Annotated in this window: 16 protein-coding genes and 1 tRNA gene; 15 read left to right on the top strand and 2 right to left on the bottom strand. The window is 30.7% G+C overall.

Annotation, left to right across the window (positions count from 1 at the left end; translation table 11 throughout):
* Positions 1-94: 94 nt before the first annotated feature.
* Positions 95-1786, bottom strand: a complete 1692-nt coding sequence (gene lysS / locus AWN65_RS09305; protein ID WP_060382914.1) for a lysine--tRNA ligase — start codon at positions 1784-1786, stop codon at positions 95-97.
* 173 nt (positions 1787-1959) lie between these two features.
* Between lysS and AWN65_RS09300 the strand changes: the two genes are divergently transcribed.
* Positions 1960-2700 (top strand): hypothetical protein, encoded by a 741-nt coding sequence (locus AWN65_RS09300; RefSeq protein WP_060382913.1) that lies wholly within the window; start codon positions 1960-1962, stop codon positions 2698-2700.
* A gap of 23 nt (positions 2701-2723) precedes the next feature.
* Positions 2724-3422: a lipoyl(octanoyl) transferase LipB gene (gene lipB / locus AWN65_RS09295; protein ID WP_060383872.1), complete on the top strand. Its 699-nt coding sequence runs from the start codon at positions 2724-2726 to the stop codon at positions 3420-3422.
* An 81-nt stretch (positions 3423-3503) separates the two neighbouring features.
* Here lipB and AWN65_RS09290 read toward each other — a convergent pair whose 3' ends face one another.
* Positions 3504-4163 (bottom strand): ribonuclease HII, encoded by a 660-nt coding sequence (locus AWN65_RS09290; RefSeq protein ID WP_060382912.1) that lies wholly within the window; start codon positions 4161-4163, stop codon positions 3504-3506.
* A 199-nt stretch (positions 4164-4362) separates the two neighbouring features.
* Here AWN65_RS09290 and AWN65_RS09285 point away from each other — a divergent pair, with 199 nt between their 5' ends.
* From AWN65_RS09285 to AWN65_RS09225, 13 genes are all read left to right on the top strand, one after another.
* A complete protein-coding gene (locus AWN65_RS09285) occupies positions 4363-7350 on the top strand; it encodes a SusC/RagA family TonB-linked outer membrane protein (RefSeq protein WP_063743148.1) in 2988 nt (995 codons plus the stop codon).
* Between the two features lie 10 nt (positions 7351-7360).
* The gene (locus tag AWN65_RS09280; protein ID WP_060382910.1) at positions 7361-8776 is read left to right on the top strand and encodes a RagB/SusD family nutrient uptake outer membrane protein; all 1416 of its coding nucleotides are present in this window, start codon (positions 7361-7363) and stop codon (positions 8774-8776) included.
* A gap of 74 nt (positions 8777-8850) precedes the next feature.
* The gene (locus tag AWN65_RS09275; RefSeq protein ID WP_060382909.1) at positions 8851-10767 is read left to right on the top strand and encodes a putative porin; all 1917 of its coding nucleotides are present in this window, start codon (positions 8851-8853) and stop codon (positions 10765-10767) included.
* 150 nt (positions 10768-10917) lie between these two features.
* The gene (locus tag AWN65_RS09270; RefSeq protein WP_060382908.1) at positions 10918-12279 is read left to right on the top strand and encodes a pyridoxal-phosphate dependent enzyme; all 1362 of its coding nucleotides are present in this window, start codon (positions 10918-10920) and stop codon (positions 12277-12279) included.
* A 190-nt stretch (positions 12280-12469) separates the two neighbouring features.
* Positions 12470-13744: a DUF2851 family protein gene (locus AWN65_RS09265; RefSeq protein WP_060382907.1), complete on the top strand. Its 1275-nt coding sequence runs from the start codon at positions 12470-12472 to the stop codon at positions 13742-13744.
* A gap of 49 nt (positions 13745-13793) precedes the next feature.
* Positions 13794-14015, top strand: coding sequence for a hypothetical protein (locus tag AWN65_RS09260; RefSeq protein WP_060382906.1), 222 nt, complete (start codon positions 13794-13796; stop codon positions 14013-14015).
* A 2-nt stretch (positions 14016-14017) separates the two neighbouring features.
* On the top strand, positions 14018-14911 hold the full coding sequence (locus AWN65_RS09255; protein ID WP_060382905.1) for a ComEA family DNA-binding protein: 894 nt from the start codon (positions 14018-14020) through the stop codon (positions 14909-14911).
* A 25-nt stretch (positions 14912-14936) separates the two neighbouring features.
* Complete coding sequence (locus AWN65_RS09250) at positions 14937-16106, top strand: acyl-CoA dehydrogenase family protein (RefSeq protein WP_060382904.1); 1170 nt, start codon at positions 14937-14939, stop codon at positions 16104-16106.
* Positions 16107-16411: 305 nt separating this feature from the next.
* The gene (locus AWN65_RS09245; protein ID WP_060382903.1) at positions 16412-17752 is read left to right on the top strand and encodes a flavin monoamine oxidase family protein; all 1341 of its coding nucleotides are present in this window, start codon (positions 16412-16414) and stop codon (positions 17750-17752) included.
* A 321-nt stretch (positions 17753-18073) separates the two neighbouring features.
* On the top strand, positions 18074-18268 hold the full coding sequence (gene rpsU, locus AWN65_RS09240; RefSeq protein ID WP_060383871.1) for a 30S ribosomal protein S21: 195 nt from the start codon (positions 18074-18076) through the stop codon (positions 18266-18268).
* 88 nt (positions 18269-18356) lie between these two features.
* Positions 18357-19250 (top strand): tyrosine-type recombinase/integrase, encoded by an 894-nt coding sequence (locus AWN65_RS09235; RefSeq protein WP_060382902.1) that lies wholly within the window; start codon positions 18357-18359, stop codon positions 19248-19250.
* A gap of 36 nt (positions 19251-19286) precedes the next feature.
* Positions 19287-19589 (top strand): ribosome hibernation-promoting factor, HPF/YfiA family, encoded by a 303-nt coding sequence (gene hpf / locus AWN65_RS09230; protein WP_060382901.1) that lies wholly within the window; start codon positions 19287-19289, stop codon positions 19587-19589.
* Positions 19590-19689: 100 nt separating this feature from the next.
* Positions 19690-19763 (top strand) — tRNA-Thr (locus tag AWN65_RS09225).
* Positions 19764-19775: the final 12 nt, after the last annotated feature.

Raw genomic sequence — 19775 nt, 5'->3', positions numbered from 1 at the left:
GATTAGTTTTTGCGATTTCTACTTATGGTCGATATGATTTACTTTTTTGCCAGTCTATTTGTATAAAATATAAAGCAATACAAGAGATGTTTAATTATATAAGAACAACCGTTTTGCTTTCGCCCTCAACGACTACTTTCGTCAAGCCCGCTTTTGTTAATTCTTTCATAGAAGCATCCCATTTTTTGCCACTCAATCCTGATTTTTCTTTTAAAAGAGCTAAAGTTTGATTGTCTTCAACTTTTAGTAATTCAACGATAGTCTTTGCATCATCACTTATAGCTAATGGCTTTACTTCTGGACGCATTTGAGGGAAGAATAATACCTCCTGAATAGACGCATTATTGGTTAAGAACATAATTAAACGATCCATACCTATACCCAATCCCGAAGTAGGAGGCATTCCATATTCTAAAGCTCGTAAAAAATCTTCATCAATAATTCCATTGGCTTCATCATCTCCTTTTTGGGCTAACTCCATTTGCGCGACAAAACGTTCTCGCTGGTCAATAGGATCGTTTAGTTCTGAATAAGCATTGGCTATTTCTTTTCCACAAACCATTAACTCAAAACGTTCCGTTAAATCAGGATTATCGCGGTGTTCTTTAGTTAAAGGAGACATTTCTTTTGGATAATCCGTAATAAAAGTTGGTTGAATGAAATTACCTTCACATTTTTCGCCAAATATTTCATCAATTAATTTTCCTTTACCCATGGTGTCATTTACCTCAATGCCCATAGATTTTGCTGCTTCACGTAATTCTTCTTCAGTCTTACCCGTTATATCAAAACCTGTAAATTGTTTGATCGCATCAGTCATCGTAACACGGGCGTAAGGAGCCTTGAAATTTACTTTATGTTCACCAAAAGTAGCTTCCGTAGTACCATTAACTTGTAATGCGCAGTATTCTAATAAATTTTCAGTAAACGCCATCATCCAGTTGTAGTCTTTATACGCTACATAAATTTCCATAGCGGTAAATTCTGGATTATGAGTCCTGTCCATACCTTCATTACGGAAGTTTTTAGAAAACTCATATACGCCGTCAAATCCACCTACAATTAATCGCTTTAAATATAACTCATTAGCAATACGCATATATAAAGGAATATCTAAACTATTGTGATGTGTGATAAATGGGCGTGCTGCCGCTCCTCCAGGGATAGACTGTAAAACAGGCGTTTCTACTTCCATGTAACCAGCGTTATTAAAAAATGTACGCATGGCAGTAAAGAGTTTCGTTCTTTTTACAAATACCTCTTTTACTTGTGGATTTACTACCAAATCCACATAACGCATACGGTAACGTAGTTCAGGATCTATGAATTCGTCAAAAATCTTTCCCGTTTCGTCTGTTTTAGGCATTGGTAAAGGACGTAACGTTTTACTTAAAAAAGTAAAGTTCGTTACACGAATACATTGTGCGCCTACTTGTGTAGTAAATAATTCACCTTCTATTCCTATAAAATCGCCTAAATCAACTAATTTTCTAAAAACTGTATTGTATAAGGTTTTATCCTCTCCAGAGCAAATAATATCACGGTTAAAATATGCTTGAATTCGTCCTTCGCTATCTTGAATTTCACTAAAACAAGCTTTTCCTTGGTCGCGGTTACTCATCAAACGACCCGCTACTACAACCTTCTTACCTTCTTCAAAAGATTCCTTTATTTGTTTCGAAGTATGATCTACTGGATACAAATTAGCGGGATATGGATTGATACCAAGTTCACGTAACTTGGTCAACTTTTCTCTTCTGATGATTTCTTGTTCTGAAAGTTGCATAACATTAATTTTTTAAAGACAGCAAAGATAACCATAAGTTTAAAAGTTTAAAAGTTTTAAAAGTTTAAAATTCAAGTATTGCATAACTATATTATTTGTTTTTGTGATTTATTTGAAAAATATTGATTTCTTGAGAGTTTTAGAATCTGTATCTTTGGCAAAAAGAAAATGAGATGAAACGTTTTTTATGTTTATTATTACCCCTAGTTGTATTAACAAGTTGTGTTTTTACAGAAGAAATAGAAATAAATCAAGACGGATCAGGAAAATATGCTTTTGCTATAGATGGATCTAGTTTGATAGCTATGATGCCAAAAGATAGTTCAAAGTTAGTAAAAACAATAGATTCAGTTTTTACCTTCAAACAATTGCTAGAAGAAAAAAAAGATAGTATAGCAAAACTCAGTATAGAAGAACAATCTAAATTTCGAAAAAGCGAAAATTTTTTGATGCGAATACAAATTAATCAAGAAAAAAAACAATTGCTATTTTCTTTAGAAACATTTTTTAAATCCGTAACAGATTTACAACAGTTAATAGAAGGAATGGAAAGCTTTCAAAAATTGACCAAATCAATTAAAAAACAACAAATACAACGAATAGGAAACTTAAGTGTTTTGTTAGAAAACGGAGTTAAAATGAATTATTTGTATGATGGTAAAAAATTCTTTAGAAAAACCATTGCTACCAATCAACCGTTTAAAAAAATAGATGCCAATTTCTTAGCGAAATATAAAACGATTTTAGAAGCATCTAAATATGTGGTAAAATACCATTTTCCCAAAGAAGTTAAAACCGTATCAAATAAAACCGCGGTATTTTCTAAAGATAGAAAAATAGTAACAATAGAATTTAAATGGGATGAAATAGTGAAATCCCCAGAATGTTTAAATTTAGAAGTTCAATTCAAATAAATTATTTAGAATTAAATATAATAATGAGTAGAAAAGTAAAATTCCAAGATTTGGGATGTCAAGATTATAAAAAGACATGGGATTATCAAGAAAGCTTATTTGCTGAAATTGTAGCCCAAAAAATGCTAAAGAGAGACGATTCAAAAGTAGAAACAGATAATTATTTTTTGTTTGTAGAGCATCCTCATGTTTATACTTTAGGAAAAAGTGGAGATTTATCAAATCTATTGTTGTCTGAAAAACAATTAGAAGAAAAAGGAGCCACATTTTATAAAATAAACAGAGGAGGAGATATTACCTATCATGGACCAGGACAAATTGTAGGTTACCCAATTTTAGATTTAGAAAACTTTTTTACCGACATACATAAATATTTGCGATTACTAGAAGAAGTTATTATTCAAACTTTAGCTGAATATGGTATAGCCTCTGAACGAAGCGAAGGAGAAACAGGAGTGTGGATAGGAGTAGGAACTCCCTTTGTTAGAAAAATATGCGCTATGGGGGTTCGTGCCTCTCGCTGGGTAACTATGCACGGTTTTGCATTAAATGTAAATGCTGATTTAGGGTATTTTGATCATATTATTCCTTGTGGTATAAAAGGAAAGGCAGTGACCTCTCTTCATGTTGAGTTAGGAAAACCAGTGGATGAAGAAGAAGTAAAAAAGAAAATATTAAAACATTTTAATAATTTGTTTAATACAAATTTAGTGTCGCTATAGACTCAAAATAACAAACAAAATCGTGAAACTGAAACCTTAATTAGTTTTCTACGATTTTGTTTGTCTAAAAAAAATAATTATTTATAAGTCCAATACAAACTGTTCAGGGAGTAATTTAAAAGACTTCCTGTGGTATTTTGTGACCCCATATTTAGCAATAGCTTCTCTGTGATCTTTTGTAGGATATCCCTTGTTTTTACTCCAATTATACATTGGAAATTCTTCATGAATTTTATTCATATATTCGTCTCTATGCGTTTTAGCTAAGATAGAAGCAGCAGCTATATTCATGTATTTACCATCCCCTTTTATAATACTTTCGTTAGGTATAGATTTTAAAAAAGCTATTTCTTCATGGTTTAAGTTGTAGCCAGTTAGCGTTTTGATTCCTAGTTTTCCCAATAAAGGACGGTTTCCATCAATAATGATAAAATCAGGTTTTTGTTTCAACTTTAAAATACTTTCCTGCATAGCCTTCATAGAAGCATTAAGAATATTGATTTCATCAATTTCTTCATTCAAAATATGCGTTACCGCAAAGCCCAATGCTAAATTTTCAATAGTAGGTCTTAAAATATCCCTCTTTTTTTCAGATAATTGTTTAGAATCGTTTAAAGAATCAATATTAAAATTTTCTGGAAGTATAATGGCGGCTGCTGTAACAGGTCCTGCAAGGCAACCTCTACCAGCTTCGTCACATCCGACTTCTATTGTGTAATTGCTGAATTTTAAAGATAACATAGTTTATATAGTAATAAAAGTGCTTAAATTTTTAGATTTTTTGAAAAGTAAATAAATAAGTTTTAATAGAAATTATACAAGTTGCAAAGGTACTTTATAAAGTTTAACATTTGTAAAAAATGAATATCTATAGATAATATTTGGGAATTTAAGAAATATTTAAGAAGTTTGCGGGATAACTAACTCAAATAAAATTAATATGAGATCAAAGTTCAAATGGATTTTTACGCTACTGTTAGCGTTAACAATGCAGTTTTCTTTCGCTCAAGAGAAAGCAATAACTGGGGTGGTTACAGACGCAAATGGTCCACTACCAGGGGTAAATGTTGTAGTAAAAGGTACACAACGTGGGGTTTCATCCGGATTTGACGGTAAATATAGTATTAAAGCAAAAGAAGGCGAAACTTTAGTTTTTTCATTTATGGGCATGAGAGAAGTATCTAAAGTGGTAGGCGCTTCTAATGTAATCAATACTGTGATGCAGAGTGATGCAAAACAATTTGGAGATGTCGTTATTGTAGGTTTTGCTAAACAAGAAAAGAAAAAAATGATTCAGTCAGTGGTAACTGTAGGATCTGATAAAATTAAAGATGTTCCTGTTGCTTCTGTTCAAGATGTTCTTCAAGGACAAACTTCAGGTGTTCAGGTTGTGTCTTCTTCAGGGGTAATTGGTTCTGCACCCGTTGTAAAAGTAAGAGGTGTTGCCTCTATCACGGCAGGAGCTAGACCTTTGTATGTTGTTGATGGAGTGCCATTGAATGATGTTAATTTAACTTCTGCTCAAGGAGGTCAGGCTTTAAATCCAATTGCAGACTTAAATCCTGCAGATATCGAGAGTATGTCTGTATTAAAAGATGCCGCAGCTACTTCAATTTATGGGTCTCGTGGTTCAAATGGAGTTATTCTTATTACTACAAAAATGGGTAAGAGAAATCAAGATGCTAAAGTTGCGGTTGGTTTTACTACTTCTTTCACAAATTATACAGATGCAATGAAAATGATGAACGCGTCTCAGTACAAGGAATATAATGCCAAATTTCCTCAAGCGTTAACAAATTCAGGAGTTACGATTGATGATATAGGGGAGACTAATTTTGATTGGTTAAATGCTGTTTCAAGAACAGGAGTTTCTATGGGTTCAGATGTTTCAGTTTCAGGCGGTTCTGAAAAAACAACTTACTTTCTAGGAGGTAGCTATGCTAAACAATCCGGCTTTATTATAGGTAACGGATTAGAGAAATCTGCAGGAAGACTTAATATTAATACAGAGGCAAATTCTTGGCTAAAGGTTGGTATGAATTTAGGTGTAACTACTTCTAAAATAGATAGGGTTGCTTCTGAAAATTCAGTGAATGCTCCGTTTACATCTGCTTTTTTACAAGAACCTTATGTAACACCTTACGATGCAAATGGTAATTTTCAACGTACAGGTTTTATAGCTAATGTTGTAGCAATAGAAGCGTTAAATATAAATGATTTAATTACGAATCGTATAACGGGTAATGTATTTGCAGATTTTAAATTATTTAAACCTTTAACCTATAGAGTAGAAGTTGGTTTAGACAGATCTTCAATTGAGGAATTTAGACGTGAAAAAGATATTAATCAAGCAGGTGGTTCTGCTTCAGATTATCAAGCCGTTCAGCAAAAGACTATTTTTACAAATACTTTAAATTTTAACAAAAAGTTAGCTGAAAAAATTAATTTAAATGCTTTAGTAGGTTTTACTGCTGAAAACACTGAAGTAAGAGATATTAGCGTAGCAGGTACGGTTTTTGCTTCTGATGATTTCTTGAATGTTACTTCGGCAGTTATAAAATCAACTACTGATAATACTAACGCTCAATCTAGATTAAATGGTTATTTTTCACGTTTCAATTTAGATTACGATTCAAAATATTTATTAGAGGCTTCTTTTAGAAGAGATGGGTCTTCTAGATTTGGTTCTAATAATAGATTTGGTAATTTTTGGGCAATTGGAGCAGCTTGGAATATTGCCAGTGAAAACTTCTTAAAAGAAAGTAAATATATTAGTGAATTAAAATTAAAAGCTAATATGGGAGTTTCTGGTAATGATAGAATTGGAGATTATGCTTGGAGAGAGCGTGTTAATGGTGGTATTTATCCAAATTATAATGAAACTTCTGGTTTAGCTTTATACAGATTTAGTAATCCAAATTTAAAATGGGAAAGATCAGAATCTGTTGATTTTGGGTTAAATTTAGGTATGTTTAGCGATAGAGTTAAAATTGCTGTTGATGTTTATAGAAAAGTGACTTCAGATTTATTGTTAAATAAATTGTTGTCTACAGCTGATAATGATGGAGTTAGGACTTACTTGATCAATGCTGGTAAAATGGAGAACAAAGGTTTAGATTTAGATTTTAATTTTGATGTTTTAAGAGATTCAAAACTAAAGTGGAGTACAAATTTAAATTTTAACTTTAACAGAAATAAAATACTAGAACTAAATTCTGATGCTTCTGTAGATGCACAAGGAAATAAATTTATTGGAGGCTCTACTTATCAGAGAGCAATTGAGGGATATTCTGCTAATACTTTTTACTTAGTGCCTTATTTAGGAGTTAATAAGGAAACGGGACATGCTGAATGGTTAGATATAAATGGTAATCCAACTACTACTTATTCTACTGCAAATAGAAGAATTGTTGGAGATGCAAACCCTGATTTTACAGGAGGATGGTCTAATAACTTGAAGTACGGTAATTTTGATTTATCAACATTAGTTAACTTTAGTTATGGGAATGATATATTTGTTGATGGATTACGTTTTGTTGATCGCGCAACATACGCTTACAATCATAGAGAAGTTGTAGGTAATGTGTGGCAAAAATCTGGAGATGATGCATTTACTCCAAATCCTACTTCTCCTACATTTAGAACCGTTCAAAATGCTTCAACTAGACAATTGAAGGATGGTTCTTTTGCTAGATTGAAGAATGTAACTTTTGGGTATAATTTTCCTATGAGTAAGTTTAGTAAAAGTTTTATATCATCTGTAAGAATTTATGCAACTGCACAAAATTTGTATACTTTGAAAAATAAAGAGTTACAAGGTATTGATCCAGAGGTATCTAATTCTATTTCTGCTGGTATCCAAGGTGAAACATTTTTTACTGCCCCTCAAACTAAAACGTTTTTGTTTGGTACACGTTTAACTTTCTAAGCTTTTAATTATGAAATATATATATATATCAACACTTTTTCTAACATTTGCAATTAGTTGTCAAACTGATTTAGATGTTAAAGCACAGGATGAATCTTCTCGTGAAGTGGTATTAACTACAGGATTGGGTGTGAAGTCTTATGTGACAGGATTATACGGATTAGCACAACAAGAAGGTGCTTTTGGAGGTGTTCCACAATTATTAGGAGACTGGCAGTCAGATAATATTAGTTTTAGAGGTACTTTTCCAACTCTACAAGAAATAAGAGATTATACAACTGTACCAACAAATGGTAACGTTGCTTCAATATGGCAAGATCATTATGAAATCATAACTCAGGCTAATACGGTGATTAATAAAGCTTACTTAGCCTCAGATGTTAACTTTTCAAAAGAAGAAAGAGATGAGGCTGTAGGTGAGGCTAAGTTTATGAGAGCCTTAGCTTATTTTCAACTAAATTGTTTGTTTGCGCAACCAATTCAAACAGTTGGAGTTAATGGTTTGTCTGTTCCATTAATTACTAAACATGTTAACTCTGTGGATGAAATTGGTATAAGAAATACTCCTAGAGCTACTATTGGTCAAGTATATGCTGAAATTGAAGCAGACCTATTAGATGCAATTAGTAAAATCAAAACTTTTAATAGAACAAGAGCTAATGTAGGAGCAGCTAAAGCTTTATTGGCTCGTGTTTATCTATATCAAGATAAATTTTCACAAGCAGCTGATTATGCAAATCAAGTTATAGGAATGCAAAATGAGTTTGTATTAGCTACAAACTACTTATTTTACGATAATAAGGATTCTTATGAACACATATTTAATTTAGTTAGCTTATCTAATGATAGTCAGTCGGGGAGCAATGAAAATGGACCGTCAGTTAGTTTTTCAACTCTAACTAATTCAGCTGCTAACGGAGGAAGAGGAGATTGTCCTTTCTCAGCAAGTTTGAACGCTGCTTTTGAGAATTCAGGAGATTTACGTTACACATTAAAAAGAAGAGATATTGAAAAAGCAGGAGTTCCTTTTTATACGACGAAGTATAATGATGGACTTAATCAGTCATCAGATTATTCTGTAATTCGTATTTCTGAAATGTATTTAATTAGAGCTGAGGCTAATTTAAGAGCAGGAACAATAATAGGGGATACTCCATTTAATGATGTTAATAAAATTAGAAGACGTGCAAATCTTCCTGATTTGGCAGTTGTAACATTAGATGATATTATAAAAGAAAGACGCCTTGAGTTCTGTTTTGAAGGTCATAGAAGAATGGATTTATTACGTAATGGAAAACAACTAAGATTATCAGGAACTGTGCCAGCACCAGCTGAAACAGCTCCTGGGAAACCAAGAGTGATTTTACCAATTCCTCAAAGAGAATTAGACTTAAATAAAAATTTAGTTCAAAATCCTAATTATTAATATAAAAGGCCCTCCTTAGTGAGGGCTTTTTTATCTCTTCTCTTTTCCCTATTTTTGTACTTCATTAAAAACCTATGAAGTATTTTTTTTATTTAATTATTGTTTTAGTTGTTATTCCAACATTTGGACAAAATGATTTGTCTGAAATTAAAAATGATACGGTTCGTAAATCCCTACGCGAAGTCCGAAAAGAAAACCCTAAAGCTCCCCATAACTGGTATAAAATTTATAATTTAAAAAGAGATACCACCTTTGTTGATACCTCGCTTACGATAAAAAGTGATTATAAGTTTAATCAACTCAGAAAAGATAATTTCGGTTTATTGCCATTTGCTAATGATGGTTATGTATATACCATTCTAAACTATGGTTTTAAAATGCCTAATACATCTCCTAATATAGGTTTTAGTGCTAAGCAATTTAATTACTTGCAATCAGAAGATATATCCTATTATAATGTGCCAACTCCCTTGACAGAATTGTATTTTAAAACTGTTTTAGAACAAGGGCAAAGCATAGACGCTTTTATTACATTGAATACCTCTAAAAATCTTAATTTTTCATTAGCCTATAAAGGATTACGATCATTGGGTAAATATCTAAATTCATTATCAAGCACAGGAAACTTTAGATTTACTTCAAGTTATCAAACTTCCAATAAACGTTATGGATTTAATTTACATTTTACAAGTCAAGATTTTACCAATCAAGAAAACGGAGGAATCTTAAATGAAGCCGATTTTATTTCAGGAGATCCTCAATTTAGTCAACGTTCAAGATTAGATATAAAATTAAAAGATGCAAAATCCTTTTTTGAAGGCAAACGTTATTTCCTCGACCAATATTTTCGTTTAAATCGAAATCAAAAGACTAATAATATATTGTTAGAACATCAATTTAAATACGAAATGTTTAATTTTAGTTTTGAAAAAGCCACTAAAACAGATTATTTTGGTTTAGGTTATGAAAATTCTAACTATTCAGATCTAACTAAATCTTCTGTCTTTTATAACAAAATAGGAGCTACTTTCTTTAATACATCAATAGGTAAGTTTAATGTGTTTGTTGAAGACAGTTGTTTTCGTTATGGATATAATCGTTTAGTGATTGAAAACCAGCAAATAAAAGTTCCAGCTCGAAATGATTTTTCAGTTCAAAATATAGGAGGGAAATATTTTTATTTAAAAAATAAGATCAGAGGAGAAGTACTTTTCTCAAAAGCCTTTTCAAAAGAAACAAATTCAATTGTTGATATTTTTGCAAAATATACATTGAATGATAAAAATAGTTTTTCGCTTCAATACGTTAATTTGAGCAAATTGCCTGATTTAACTTATTCTCTTTATCAAAGTGATTTTGTAAATTACAATTGGAAAAATTCATTTAATAATGAAAAAATGAATTCTTTCCGTTTAAACGCTCAAACTCAATGGGGAACTATAGAATCACAAATTATAGTACTTCATGATCATATTTATTTTAGTAATGATGATTTAACCCAAAAAACATTGCTTACAACACCTAAACAATATACAGGACCTTTAAATTATTTTTCAATTAAATTACAAAAAGAAATAAAACTAGCTAAATGGACATTGGATAATAGTGTTTTATATCAACAAGTAGTTCAAGCAGAACAAATTTTAAATGTACCCAAAATTTTGACACGAAATAGTCTATATTTTTCAGATCAATATTTTAAAAAAGCTTTATTATTACAAACAGGTATTACTTTTCAGTATTTTACTAGCTATTATGCTAATGGATACAATCCTCTGATAGGTGATTTTTATACCCAAAATCAAAGTCAGATAGGAAATCATCCTATAATTGATTTTTTTGTTAATGCTAGAGTACGTCAAACAAGAATTTTCTTGAAAGCAGAACATCTTAATACTACTTTCAGAAATAATGATTTTTTTGCAGCACCAGGTCAGCCTTATAAAGACTTTCTAGTGCGTTTTGGATTAGTGTGGAATTTCTTTCAATAATCATGAATTTCTAATACTGAAAATCATTAAATTAAGCTCCACTTTCAAATCTCTTGAAATTTGAAATCTATATTCAGAATATTTATACCTTTGCAAAGAGGTTGGTAAAGAATAGTTTAAAAATAAGAAAAACATTATAAAGATAAAAGTATGCAATACGCAAAGAACATACTAGAAACAATTGGTAATACACCTCTAGTAAAGTTGAATAAAGTAACGGCTGAGATTAACGCATTGGTTCTAGCAAAAGTTGAAACCTTTAATCCAGGTAATTCTGTAAAAGACCGTATGGCTATCAAAATGATTGAAGATGCAGAAGCGGATGGTCGTTTAAAACCTGGAGGAACTATTATTGAAGGGACTTCTGGAAATACAGGAATGGGACTAGCTTTAGGAGCCATTATTAAAGGCTATAAATTAATCTGTGTAATTTCAGATAAACAATCAAAAGAAAAATGTGATATACTAAGAGCAGTAGGAGCAAAAGTAGTGGTTTGTCCAACAGACGTTGAGCCCACAGATCCTCGCTCGTATTACTCTGTTTCAAAACGTTTAGCAGAAGAAACACCTAATGCGTGGTATGTAAACCAATACGATAACCCTAGTAATGCGCTAGCCCATTACGAACAAACAGGACCTGAAATTTGGGAACAAACAGAAGGAAAAATCACGCATTTTGTAGTAGGTGTAGGTACAGGAGGAACTATATCAGGAGTTGCTAAATACTTAAAAGAGAAAAATCCAAATGTTAAAATTTGGGGAATTGACACCTATGGCTCTGTATTTAAAAAATACCATGAAACTGGTATCTTTGATGAAAATGAAATATACTCCTATATAACAGAAGGTATTGGAGAAGATATTTTACCAAAAAATGTTGATTTTTCATTGATAGACGGCTTTACAAAAGTTACAGACAAAGACGCTGCAGTATATACACGTAAGATAGCATTAGAAGAAGGTATATTTGTAGGAAACTCAGCAGGTGCAGCTATTAAAGGATTATTACAACTAAAAAACGAATTTAAACCAGATGATGTAGTAGTTGTTTTGTTTCATGACTCAGGAAGTCGTTATGTAGGCAAAATGTTTAATGATGATTGGATGCGCGAACGAGGCTTTCTAGAAGAAGAACTAGCCAAAGCAGAAGATTTAATAAAAGACCATATCGAAAAACCACTTGTAATTGTTCGCACTGAAGAATTAGTTTCACACGCTATAGAAAGAATGCGTAAATATAAAATTTCTCAAATACCAGTTGTTGATGTAAATGGATTTGTTGGATCTGTTGATGAATCAGACCTTTTTCAAAGCTATATAACAGATAAAAATACTGCTGAAAAACCAATTAAAGAGGTAATGGGAGCACCATTTCCAATCGTAAAAAAGGGATCCTCCATAGAAGAAGTCTCTAAACTAATTACGAAAGAAAATCAAGCAGTATTAGTAGATTTAGGAGAAGGTAAACATCATATCATTACAAAACATGATATTATTAACGCCATAAAATAATAATCCTGTAATATTTAAATTACAAGACTTTTTTATCATCAAAAGAAAAAACCTAATAAAATTCATTAATAATGAATTTGTTAGGTTTTTTTTGTAACTTTATGATTATGATCGAATTATATATTTTGTATGAAATAAAATTACAAAATATACCTTTTTATACGCCTTATTAATATTATACGCCTGAATTATGAAAGAAGAATTTTTACACTATGTATGGAAAAATAAAAAAGTTACTTTACAATCCCTGAAAACAGAACAAGGTGAAAACCTTCAAATACTTCACTCAGGGTTTCAATTAAATCAATCAGGTCCTGATTTTTTTAACGTTCAACTCATTATTGGCGAACAAAGATGGGCTGGAAATGTAGAAATACATCTAAAGTCATCAGATTGGTATCATCACCATCATCAGCTCAATAATCAATATGATAATTGTATTCTACACGTAGTATGGGAACACGATATATCTATTTTTAGAAAAGACAACACAGAACTACCTGTTTTAGTACTTCAAAAATACGTTTCAAAAGAACTAATTATTCAATATGAAAAATTAAAAACAAAAAAAAGATGGATTAATTGTGAAGAAAGCCTAAAAAAGATACCAGAATTTATAGTGTATAATTGGATCCAACGACTATATTTCGAACGACTAGAATTGAAAAATAAACCCATTCAAGCACTACTACAAGAAACAAATTATGACTGGGAGTCAGTTCTTTTTATAACTTTAGCTAAAAATTTTGGATTAAACGTAAATAAAAATGCCTTCTTTAGCCTAGCTAAAAACATTCCTTTTACACTAATTAGAAAAGAAAGTTTTGATATAAATTATTTAGAAGCTTTGTTTTTTGGGATAGCAGGACTATTGCCGCTAAAACCACAAGAAAATTATATCAAAGACTTAGTCACATTATACGAGTATATTAAGATCAAATATTGTTTAGACTCGAAATATGTAGAACAATTTGAATTTTTTAGATTAAGACCTGATAACTTCCCTACAATTCGCATAGCACAATTCGCAATGCTTTATCATATTCGTAAAAACCTTTTTTCTCTTATTATTCAGGCAACATCTATAGAAGATTTTTATGAAATATTTTCAGTTGGGGTTTCAGATTATTGGAAAAATCATTACGTCTTTGAAAAACAAACAAGTTATAAAGAAAAGAAAATTTCTAAATCATTTATAGAATTATTAATCATCAACGCTATTATACCAATTCGATTTTCCTATGCACAATACAATAATAAAAATGATCATGAACTAGATCAAATGTTAATAGAAACGATTAAACCCGAAAAAAATAAAATACTGAATTACTTTCAATCCTATGGAATAAAAACAAAAAATGCAATGGAATCACAAGGACTTATTCAATTAAAAAATAAATATTGTGATACCAATCGTTGCTTAGAATGCGCCATTGGTCTTCAAACTTTGAAGTCTGAAAAATAAATTGTAGATTTACTAAAGCTTTCCTTTTTTTAAAACTATCTTACTTAAAATGATACAAAAACTTAAATATTTTTTTGAACGTCAAGGATTTCATATCGCTTCTAGATTAGCGGATCGATTAGGTATGAGAGCAAATAATGTTCGGTTGTTTTTTATTTACATCTCATTCGTTACTGTAGGACTTTGGTTTGGAGTGTATATTACCATTGGATTTATTATAAAATTAAAGGATCTGGTTAGAGCTAAAAGAACCTCCGTTTTTGATTTATAACTATGCGCCAATCACTCAAACCATATTTTGAATATACTAAAAATCAACGTATAGCTTTGTTGAGTTTTATCTTTTTGAGTGTATTGTTTCAAATCCTATATACCTGCATTGACTTTTCAGAAAAAAACAAATTGACAGAAGAAGAAAAAAAATGGCTCGCTCAACAAAATATAATAGATTCTTTAAAAAATAAAAAAGAAGAAAATAGATACAAAATATATCCTTTTAATCCCAATTTTATGACCGATTATAAAGGATATAAGCTAGGAATGTCAGTAGAAGAACTCAATCGTTTATTTGCTTATAGAAAAAAAGGCAAATACGTTAATTCAATACAAGAATTTCAAAAAATAACAAAAGTATCAGATTCCTTATTAACCTCAATTTCAACTTATTTTAAATTTCCAGATTGGGTACTAAAAAAGAAATATTTAAATAATTCAAAATCTCCTTCATTAGAAGATCAAAGAAAAGAAAAGAAAAGAGATAAAATAGAACAAATAGATATAAACCTAGCTACTAAAGAAGATTTAATGAAAGTATACGGTATAGGAGATGTTATTTCAGATCGAATACTAAAAGAGAAAGAAACCTTAGGAGGTTTTGTATCTATGAATCAATTAGAGTATGTGTGGGGAATATCCCCAGAAGTAATGATTGAATTAAATAAAAAATTTACTTTATTGAAAACCCCTGAAGTCTTAAAACTAAAAATAAACGAAGCATCCACTAAAGAACTTTTAAAAATTCCGTATATAAAATATCCTATAGCTCGGGAAATAATTGGGTTTAGAAGTATGAATAACGGAATCCATTCAGTAGATGATTTACTTAAAATTAAGAATTTTCCAGTTGATAAAGTAAAAATAATTACCTTATATTTGGACTTTAAATAAATAGCAAGAAGAACAATACAACTTTATGAACTCAATTTATTTTACAGAAGACCATCAATTATTCAGAGAGAGTTTTCGCGATTTTTTACAAAAAGAAGTAGTACCTCACATTGAAAAATGGGAAAAAGAAGGAACAATAGAACGTTTTATCTGGAAAAAATTTGGAGACATGGGGTTCTTTGGATTAAACTATCCTGAGGCTTATGGCGGATCAAATCTTGACTTATTTTATACAGTTATATTTTTAGAAGAACTACAAAAAATCAAATCATCAGGTTTTGCAGCAGCAATGTGGGCTCATGCCTATTTAGCAATGACACATTTAAATGCAGAAGGAGACGAACGTATTAAGGAGGAGTACTTAGCTTCAAGTATTGCAGGCGATAAAATAGGTGCGCTTTGTATTACAGAACCCTTTGGAGGGAGTGACGTGGCCGGTATGCGAACAACAGCAGAACGTAAAGGAAATAAATTTGTGATTAATGGTTCTAAAACATTTATTACAAATGGAGTCTATGCGGATTATTACGTTGTAGCGGCTAAAACTGATCCAACTTTGGGAAATAAAGGAATCAGTATATTTTTAATAGATGCTAAAACACCAGGCATTTCAGCTACTAAATTAAATAAATTAGGATGGAAAGCATCTGATACAGCAGAATTAGCATTTGATAATGTAGAAATTCCTTTAGAAAACCTAATGGGAGAAGAAGGAAAAGGCTTCCCTTATATCATGCAACATTTTGCATTAGAACGATTAATAATGGCTATTAATGCACATGCTCGAGCTGAATATGCAATAGACTATACACTAGGCTATATGTCAGAACGAGAAGCTTTTGGAAAAACAATCAATAAATTTCAAGCTTTGCGTCATACAATAGTAGAACATACAACAGAAGTAGAACATTGTAAACTCTTTAATTATGCAGCAGTATCTCGTTTAAATAAAGGAGAATATGTAGTAAAAGAAGCTACTATGGCAAAATTAAAGTCAACTAAAGTTGCAGATTTAGCAATTTATGACTGTTTACAAATGCTAGGAGGATATGGTTATATGGAAGAATATCCCTTAGCCCGTTTATTACGAGATAGTCGATTAGGTCCTATTGGAGGTGGAACTTCTGAAATACTAAAAGAAATTCTATCAAAAATGATCATTGATAATAAAGATTATCAACCAGCAGTAAAATAAAACCCTTACGAAAAAATACTGTATTTAAGTGAGATGCTAAAAAAGTATTCTCCTCCATTAGTTGTTTACCCCAAATTACGCATTAGCTTTTCTAATGAAGGATAAAATAATAAAAAATATATAAAATTTGCCACAGGTTAAATTTTTATATTCATAAAAAATAAGTACCTTTTCATTTTTAAAGAAAGTTTTTCTTACAAATAAAATTTAATGCGTAATTTCGGTTTAACACAAAAAGAAGTTTTGAAAACAATTGCTGTTGTTAAATCATCTCTTTTTTGTAAAACCAACTAAACTAAAAATTAATGGATAGACGTAAATTTTTAAAACATTCAACTGCGGTATTCAGTGCTTCAGTTTTAATGCCTTCAATTGTAGCCTCTTGTGTTTCTGAAACCGAAGAGAATAATTCAAAAAATGTAAAAGTATTGATCATTGGAGCAGGAGCAGCAGGATTATTTGCTGGATATACACTAAAGAAAAAAGGAATAAGTTTCAAAATCTTAGAAGCTTCTTCAAAATATGGTGGACGACTAGGAAAACAATCAGGTTTTGCTGATTTTGATATTGATCAAGGAGCAGAATGGTTACACTTAGAAAATAGTATAATAGGTAAAATAATTAAAGATACACAAACCAAAATAACTTTAGATGACACCGAAGTAAAATATTGGTATAATAATAAAATCACGTCAACTTTACCTCTACAAACTGATATTTTTAGAAGTGAAACAGAAGTCTTTCAAGATATTAGTTATTTAGAATACGCACATCAAAAAGGTTTAGATAATTCATATAATAATATTATAGAAGCTTATGCCGGAGATCAAGGAGCAAGCGCAACTAATATTTCTGTAAAATGGGATAATGAAGAGGCAAAAAAAACAAATAGCCAAGAAAAAAATTATAAATTCGAAAAGACCTATTTCGATGTTTTTGAAAGTTATATAGTTCCTTTTGTAAAAGAACATATAAGGTTAAATACAATTGTAAAAAAAATTGATTACTCAGGGAAATCAATTGAAGTAACAGATTTAAATGGAACCGTATTTATTGCGGATAAAGTAATTGTTACAGTACCCATTACTATTCTAAAATCAAATGACATTGTTTTTAAGCCTTCTTTACCTAGTCAAAAAACCGCAGCTTTTCAAAAAATTGGAATGGAAGCAGGAATGAAAGTCTTTCTGAAATTTAGTGAAAAATTCTATCCAAATAACTTTGTTTATGGAGGTTCCGTTTGTGCTGCCTATGGAGATGTTACACTAGGAAAACAAACTAAAGATAATGTTTTATTAGCATTCGTAATGGGTAAACAAGCTCAAGCTCTTTCAGATTTGAATAGTAATGAAGCAATAACAACCGCATTGCTGACAGAATTAGATTATATGTTCAATGGTAGAGCAAGTGCTACATTTGTTAAATCTAGTGTTCAGAATTTTACAAAACATCCATTCATAAGAGGAGCCTATTCTTATAGTCCTGTCGATATGGGAAATGCTAGAGAAATTTTAGCACAATCTATAGATGGTAAAATATTTTTTGCAGGAGAAGCAACCAATTTACAAGGAGATCATCAAACAGTTCATGGAGCCGTAGCGACTGGCGTAGAACAAGCAGAAAAAGTAGCCTCTCTGTTAGTATAATAAAACTGAATCATCTTATTAAGAATTATAAAAGTAATTTTTAAACAAGTTCTATAAAAATATCAGATAAATCTATCCTTTTAGAAAAAAAATGATTTATAATAAGATAATTTGCGATTTTTTTGAAATAACTATATATAGTTAGCCTATACGAATTTAGTGCTAAATATGTAATTCTAATGCTTGATACTATATGTATGATACAGAATAACTTTAGAAACAAAAAATTATTAATAAAGAAAAATAATTTGTGAATTATAATTCTTAATTCAAAATAAATCCTTACGTTTGCAGCCACAAATGAGAGGAGGTGTCAAGATTATGTTAATTATACCTATTAAAGACGGAGAAAATATCGATAGAGCGTTAAAACGTTATAAAAGAAAATTCGATAAAACAGGAGTTGTGCGTCAATTAAGATCACGTCAGCAGTTTACAAAACCTTCTGTAACAAGAAGAGCTGAAATTCAGAAAGCACAATATATCCAAGGATTAAGAGATGCTGTAGAAAATTAATAGCAAATTGTAATCATATATTAAATCGCTAGAGATAAAAGTACTACTTTTACCTAGCGATTTTTTTATGGACTTAATTTTTGAGCTCATGACTGAAAATTTAATTCGTTTTGAAGACTATTTGTTGAAAGAGAAAAAATATTCACTACATACAGTTAAAGCGTATGTGAGAGATTTGTTGTTGTTTTTTGATTATCTTTTAGAGATAAAAGGAGGAGAATTAGAGGAAGTTAATTATTCATTGGTTAGGAGTTGGGTAGTGATTTTGGTAGATTCGGGCCTGTCTAATCTTACGGTTAATAGAAAAATGGCATCATTAACGGCTTTTTATAAATTTTTATTAAAAATTAAAGTGATCGACGTTTCGCCTATGTCTCAACATAAATCTTTGAAAGCTAAAAGGAAAATTCAGATTCCTTTTTCAGAAAAAGAATTAGAGATGATGTTGAATGATGTGCAATATGATCAAGATTATGAAGGCTGTCGTGATAAGTTAATAATTAATTTATTGTATACAACAGGGATTAGGCGCTCAGAATTGATTGGTTTGAAAATAGAGAGTGTGGATTTTGATATAAAGGTTCTTAAGGTTTTAGGAAAACGTAATAAAGAACGTATTATTCCAGTGTTAGATGTGATTCTTTCAGAGATTAAGGTGTATTTAGATAAAAGAAAAGAGTTATCCTGTATTGTAGATGAAAAATATTTATTTCTTCTTCATAATGGAAAGAAAATCAATGAAACTTTTGTTTATAGGTTAATAAATTATTATCTTAGTCTTGTCTCGGAAAAAGTAAAAAAGAGCCCTCATGTGCTCCGTCATACTTTTGCAACCCACATGTTGAACCGAGGTGCAGATTTAAATTCAATAAAAGAGTTTTTAGGTCATTCTAGTTTGGCATCTACGCAAGTTTATACGCAGTCTAGTTTAGGGCGGATAAAAGAAGTGTATAAAAAGGCGCATCCTAGAGGGCGAAAGTAATTCTTTTAAATTGTTTAACCTTAAAAATATTTAATTATGAAGGTAAATGTTCATGCGGTTAATTTTAACATTGACAAAAAGTTAGTTTCTTTTACAGATGAAAGAGTAAACAAATTAGAAAAATTTTATGATAAAATTGTCTCTGCTGATGTGTTTATGAGGGTAGAGCAGACCAGTGAAAAAGAAAATAAAGTGGTGGAAGCTAAAATTCTAGTTCCTGGTGATGAATTTGTTGTTAAAAAAACCTGTAAATCATTTGAAGAAGGAGTAGATTTGTCTGTTGATGCTTTGGAAAGATTGCTTGTAAAACGCAAAGAAAAACAGAGGGCGCATGCTTGATTTGAAAAAAAAATAAAAAAAAATAAAAAAAAACTTTTGAAATCTAAAATATATGTCTAAATTTGCAGTCCGTTAGAAATAGCGGACTTTTTTACTGAATGCCGGTGTAGCTCAGCTGGCTAGAGCAGCTGATTTGTAATCAGCAGGTCGTGGGTTCGAGTCCCTCCATCGGCTCTTTGAAATATT

This window comes from Flavobacterium covae, from assembly GCF_001534645.1.
Taxonomy (GTDB): domain Bacteria; phylum Bacteroidota; class Bacteroidia; order Flavobacteriales; family Flavobacteriaceae; genus Flavobacterium; species Flavobacterium covae.
This window is presented reverse-complemented; position numbering and strand designations above follow the sequence as displayed.

Coding starts and splice junctions, on each gene's coding strand:
- AWN65_RS09275 (WP_060382909.1), top strand. CDS start 8,851: ATGAAGTATTTTTTTTATTTAATTATTGTTTTAGTTGTTATTCCAACA.
- AWN65_RS09280 (WP_060382910.1), top strand. CDS start 7,361: ATGAAATATATATATATATCAACACTTTTTCTAACATTTGCAATTAGT.
- rpsU (WP_060383871.1), top strand. CDS start 18,074: ATGTTAATTATACCTATTAAAGACGGAGAAAATATCGATAGAGCGTTA.
- AWN65_RS09235 (WP_060382902.1), top strand. CDS start 18,357: ATGACTGAAAATTTAATTCGTTTTGAAGACTATTTGTTGAAAGAGAAA.
- lysS (WP_060382914.1), bottom strand. CDS start 1,786: ATGCAACTTTCAGAACAAGAAATCATCAGAAGAGAAAAGTTGACCAAG.
- hpf (WP_060382901.1), top strand. CDS start 19,287: ATGAAGGTAAATGTTCATGCGGTTAATTTTAACATTGACAAAAAGTTA.
- AWN65_RS09290 (WP_060382912.1), bottom strand. CDS start 4,163: ATGTTATCTTTAAAATTCAGCAATTACACAATAGAAGTCGGATGTGAC.
- AWN65_RS09260 (WP_060382906.1), top strand. CDS start 13,794: ATGATACAAAAACTTAAATATTTTTTTGAACGTCAAGGATTTCATATC.
- AWN65_RS09245 (WP_060382903.1), top strand. CDS start 16,412: ATGGATAGACGTAAATTTTTAAAACATTCAACTGCGGTATTCAGTGCT.
- lipB (WP_060383872.1), top strand. CDS start 2,724: ATGAGTAGAAAAGTAAAATTCCAAGATTTGGGATGTCAAGATTATAAA.
- AWN65_RS09265 (WP_060382907.1), top strand. CDS start 12,470: ATGAAAGAAGAATTTTTACACTATGTATGGAAAAATAAAAAAGTTACT.
- AWN65_RS09255 (WP_060382905.1), top strand. CDS start 14,018: ATGCGCCAATCACTCAAACCATATTTTGAATATACTAAAAATCAACGT.
- AWN65_RS09285 (WP_063743148.1), top strand. CDS start 4,363: ATGAGATCAAAGTTCAAATGGATTTTTACGCTACTGTTAGCGTTAACA.
- AWN65_RS09270 (WP_060382908.1), top strand. CDS start 10,918: ATGCAATACGCAAAGAACATACTAGAAACAATTGGTAATACACCTCTA.
- AWN65_RS09300 (WP_060382913.1), top strand. CDS start 1,960: ATGAAACGTTTTTTATGTTTATTATTACCCCTAGTTGTATTAACAAGT.
- AWN65_RS09250 (WP_060382904.1), top strand. CDS start 14,937: ATGAACTCAATTTATTTTACAGAAGACCATCAATTATTCAGAGAGAGT.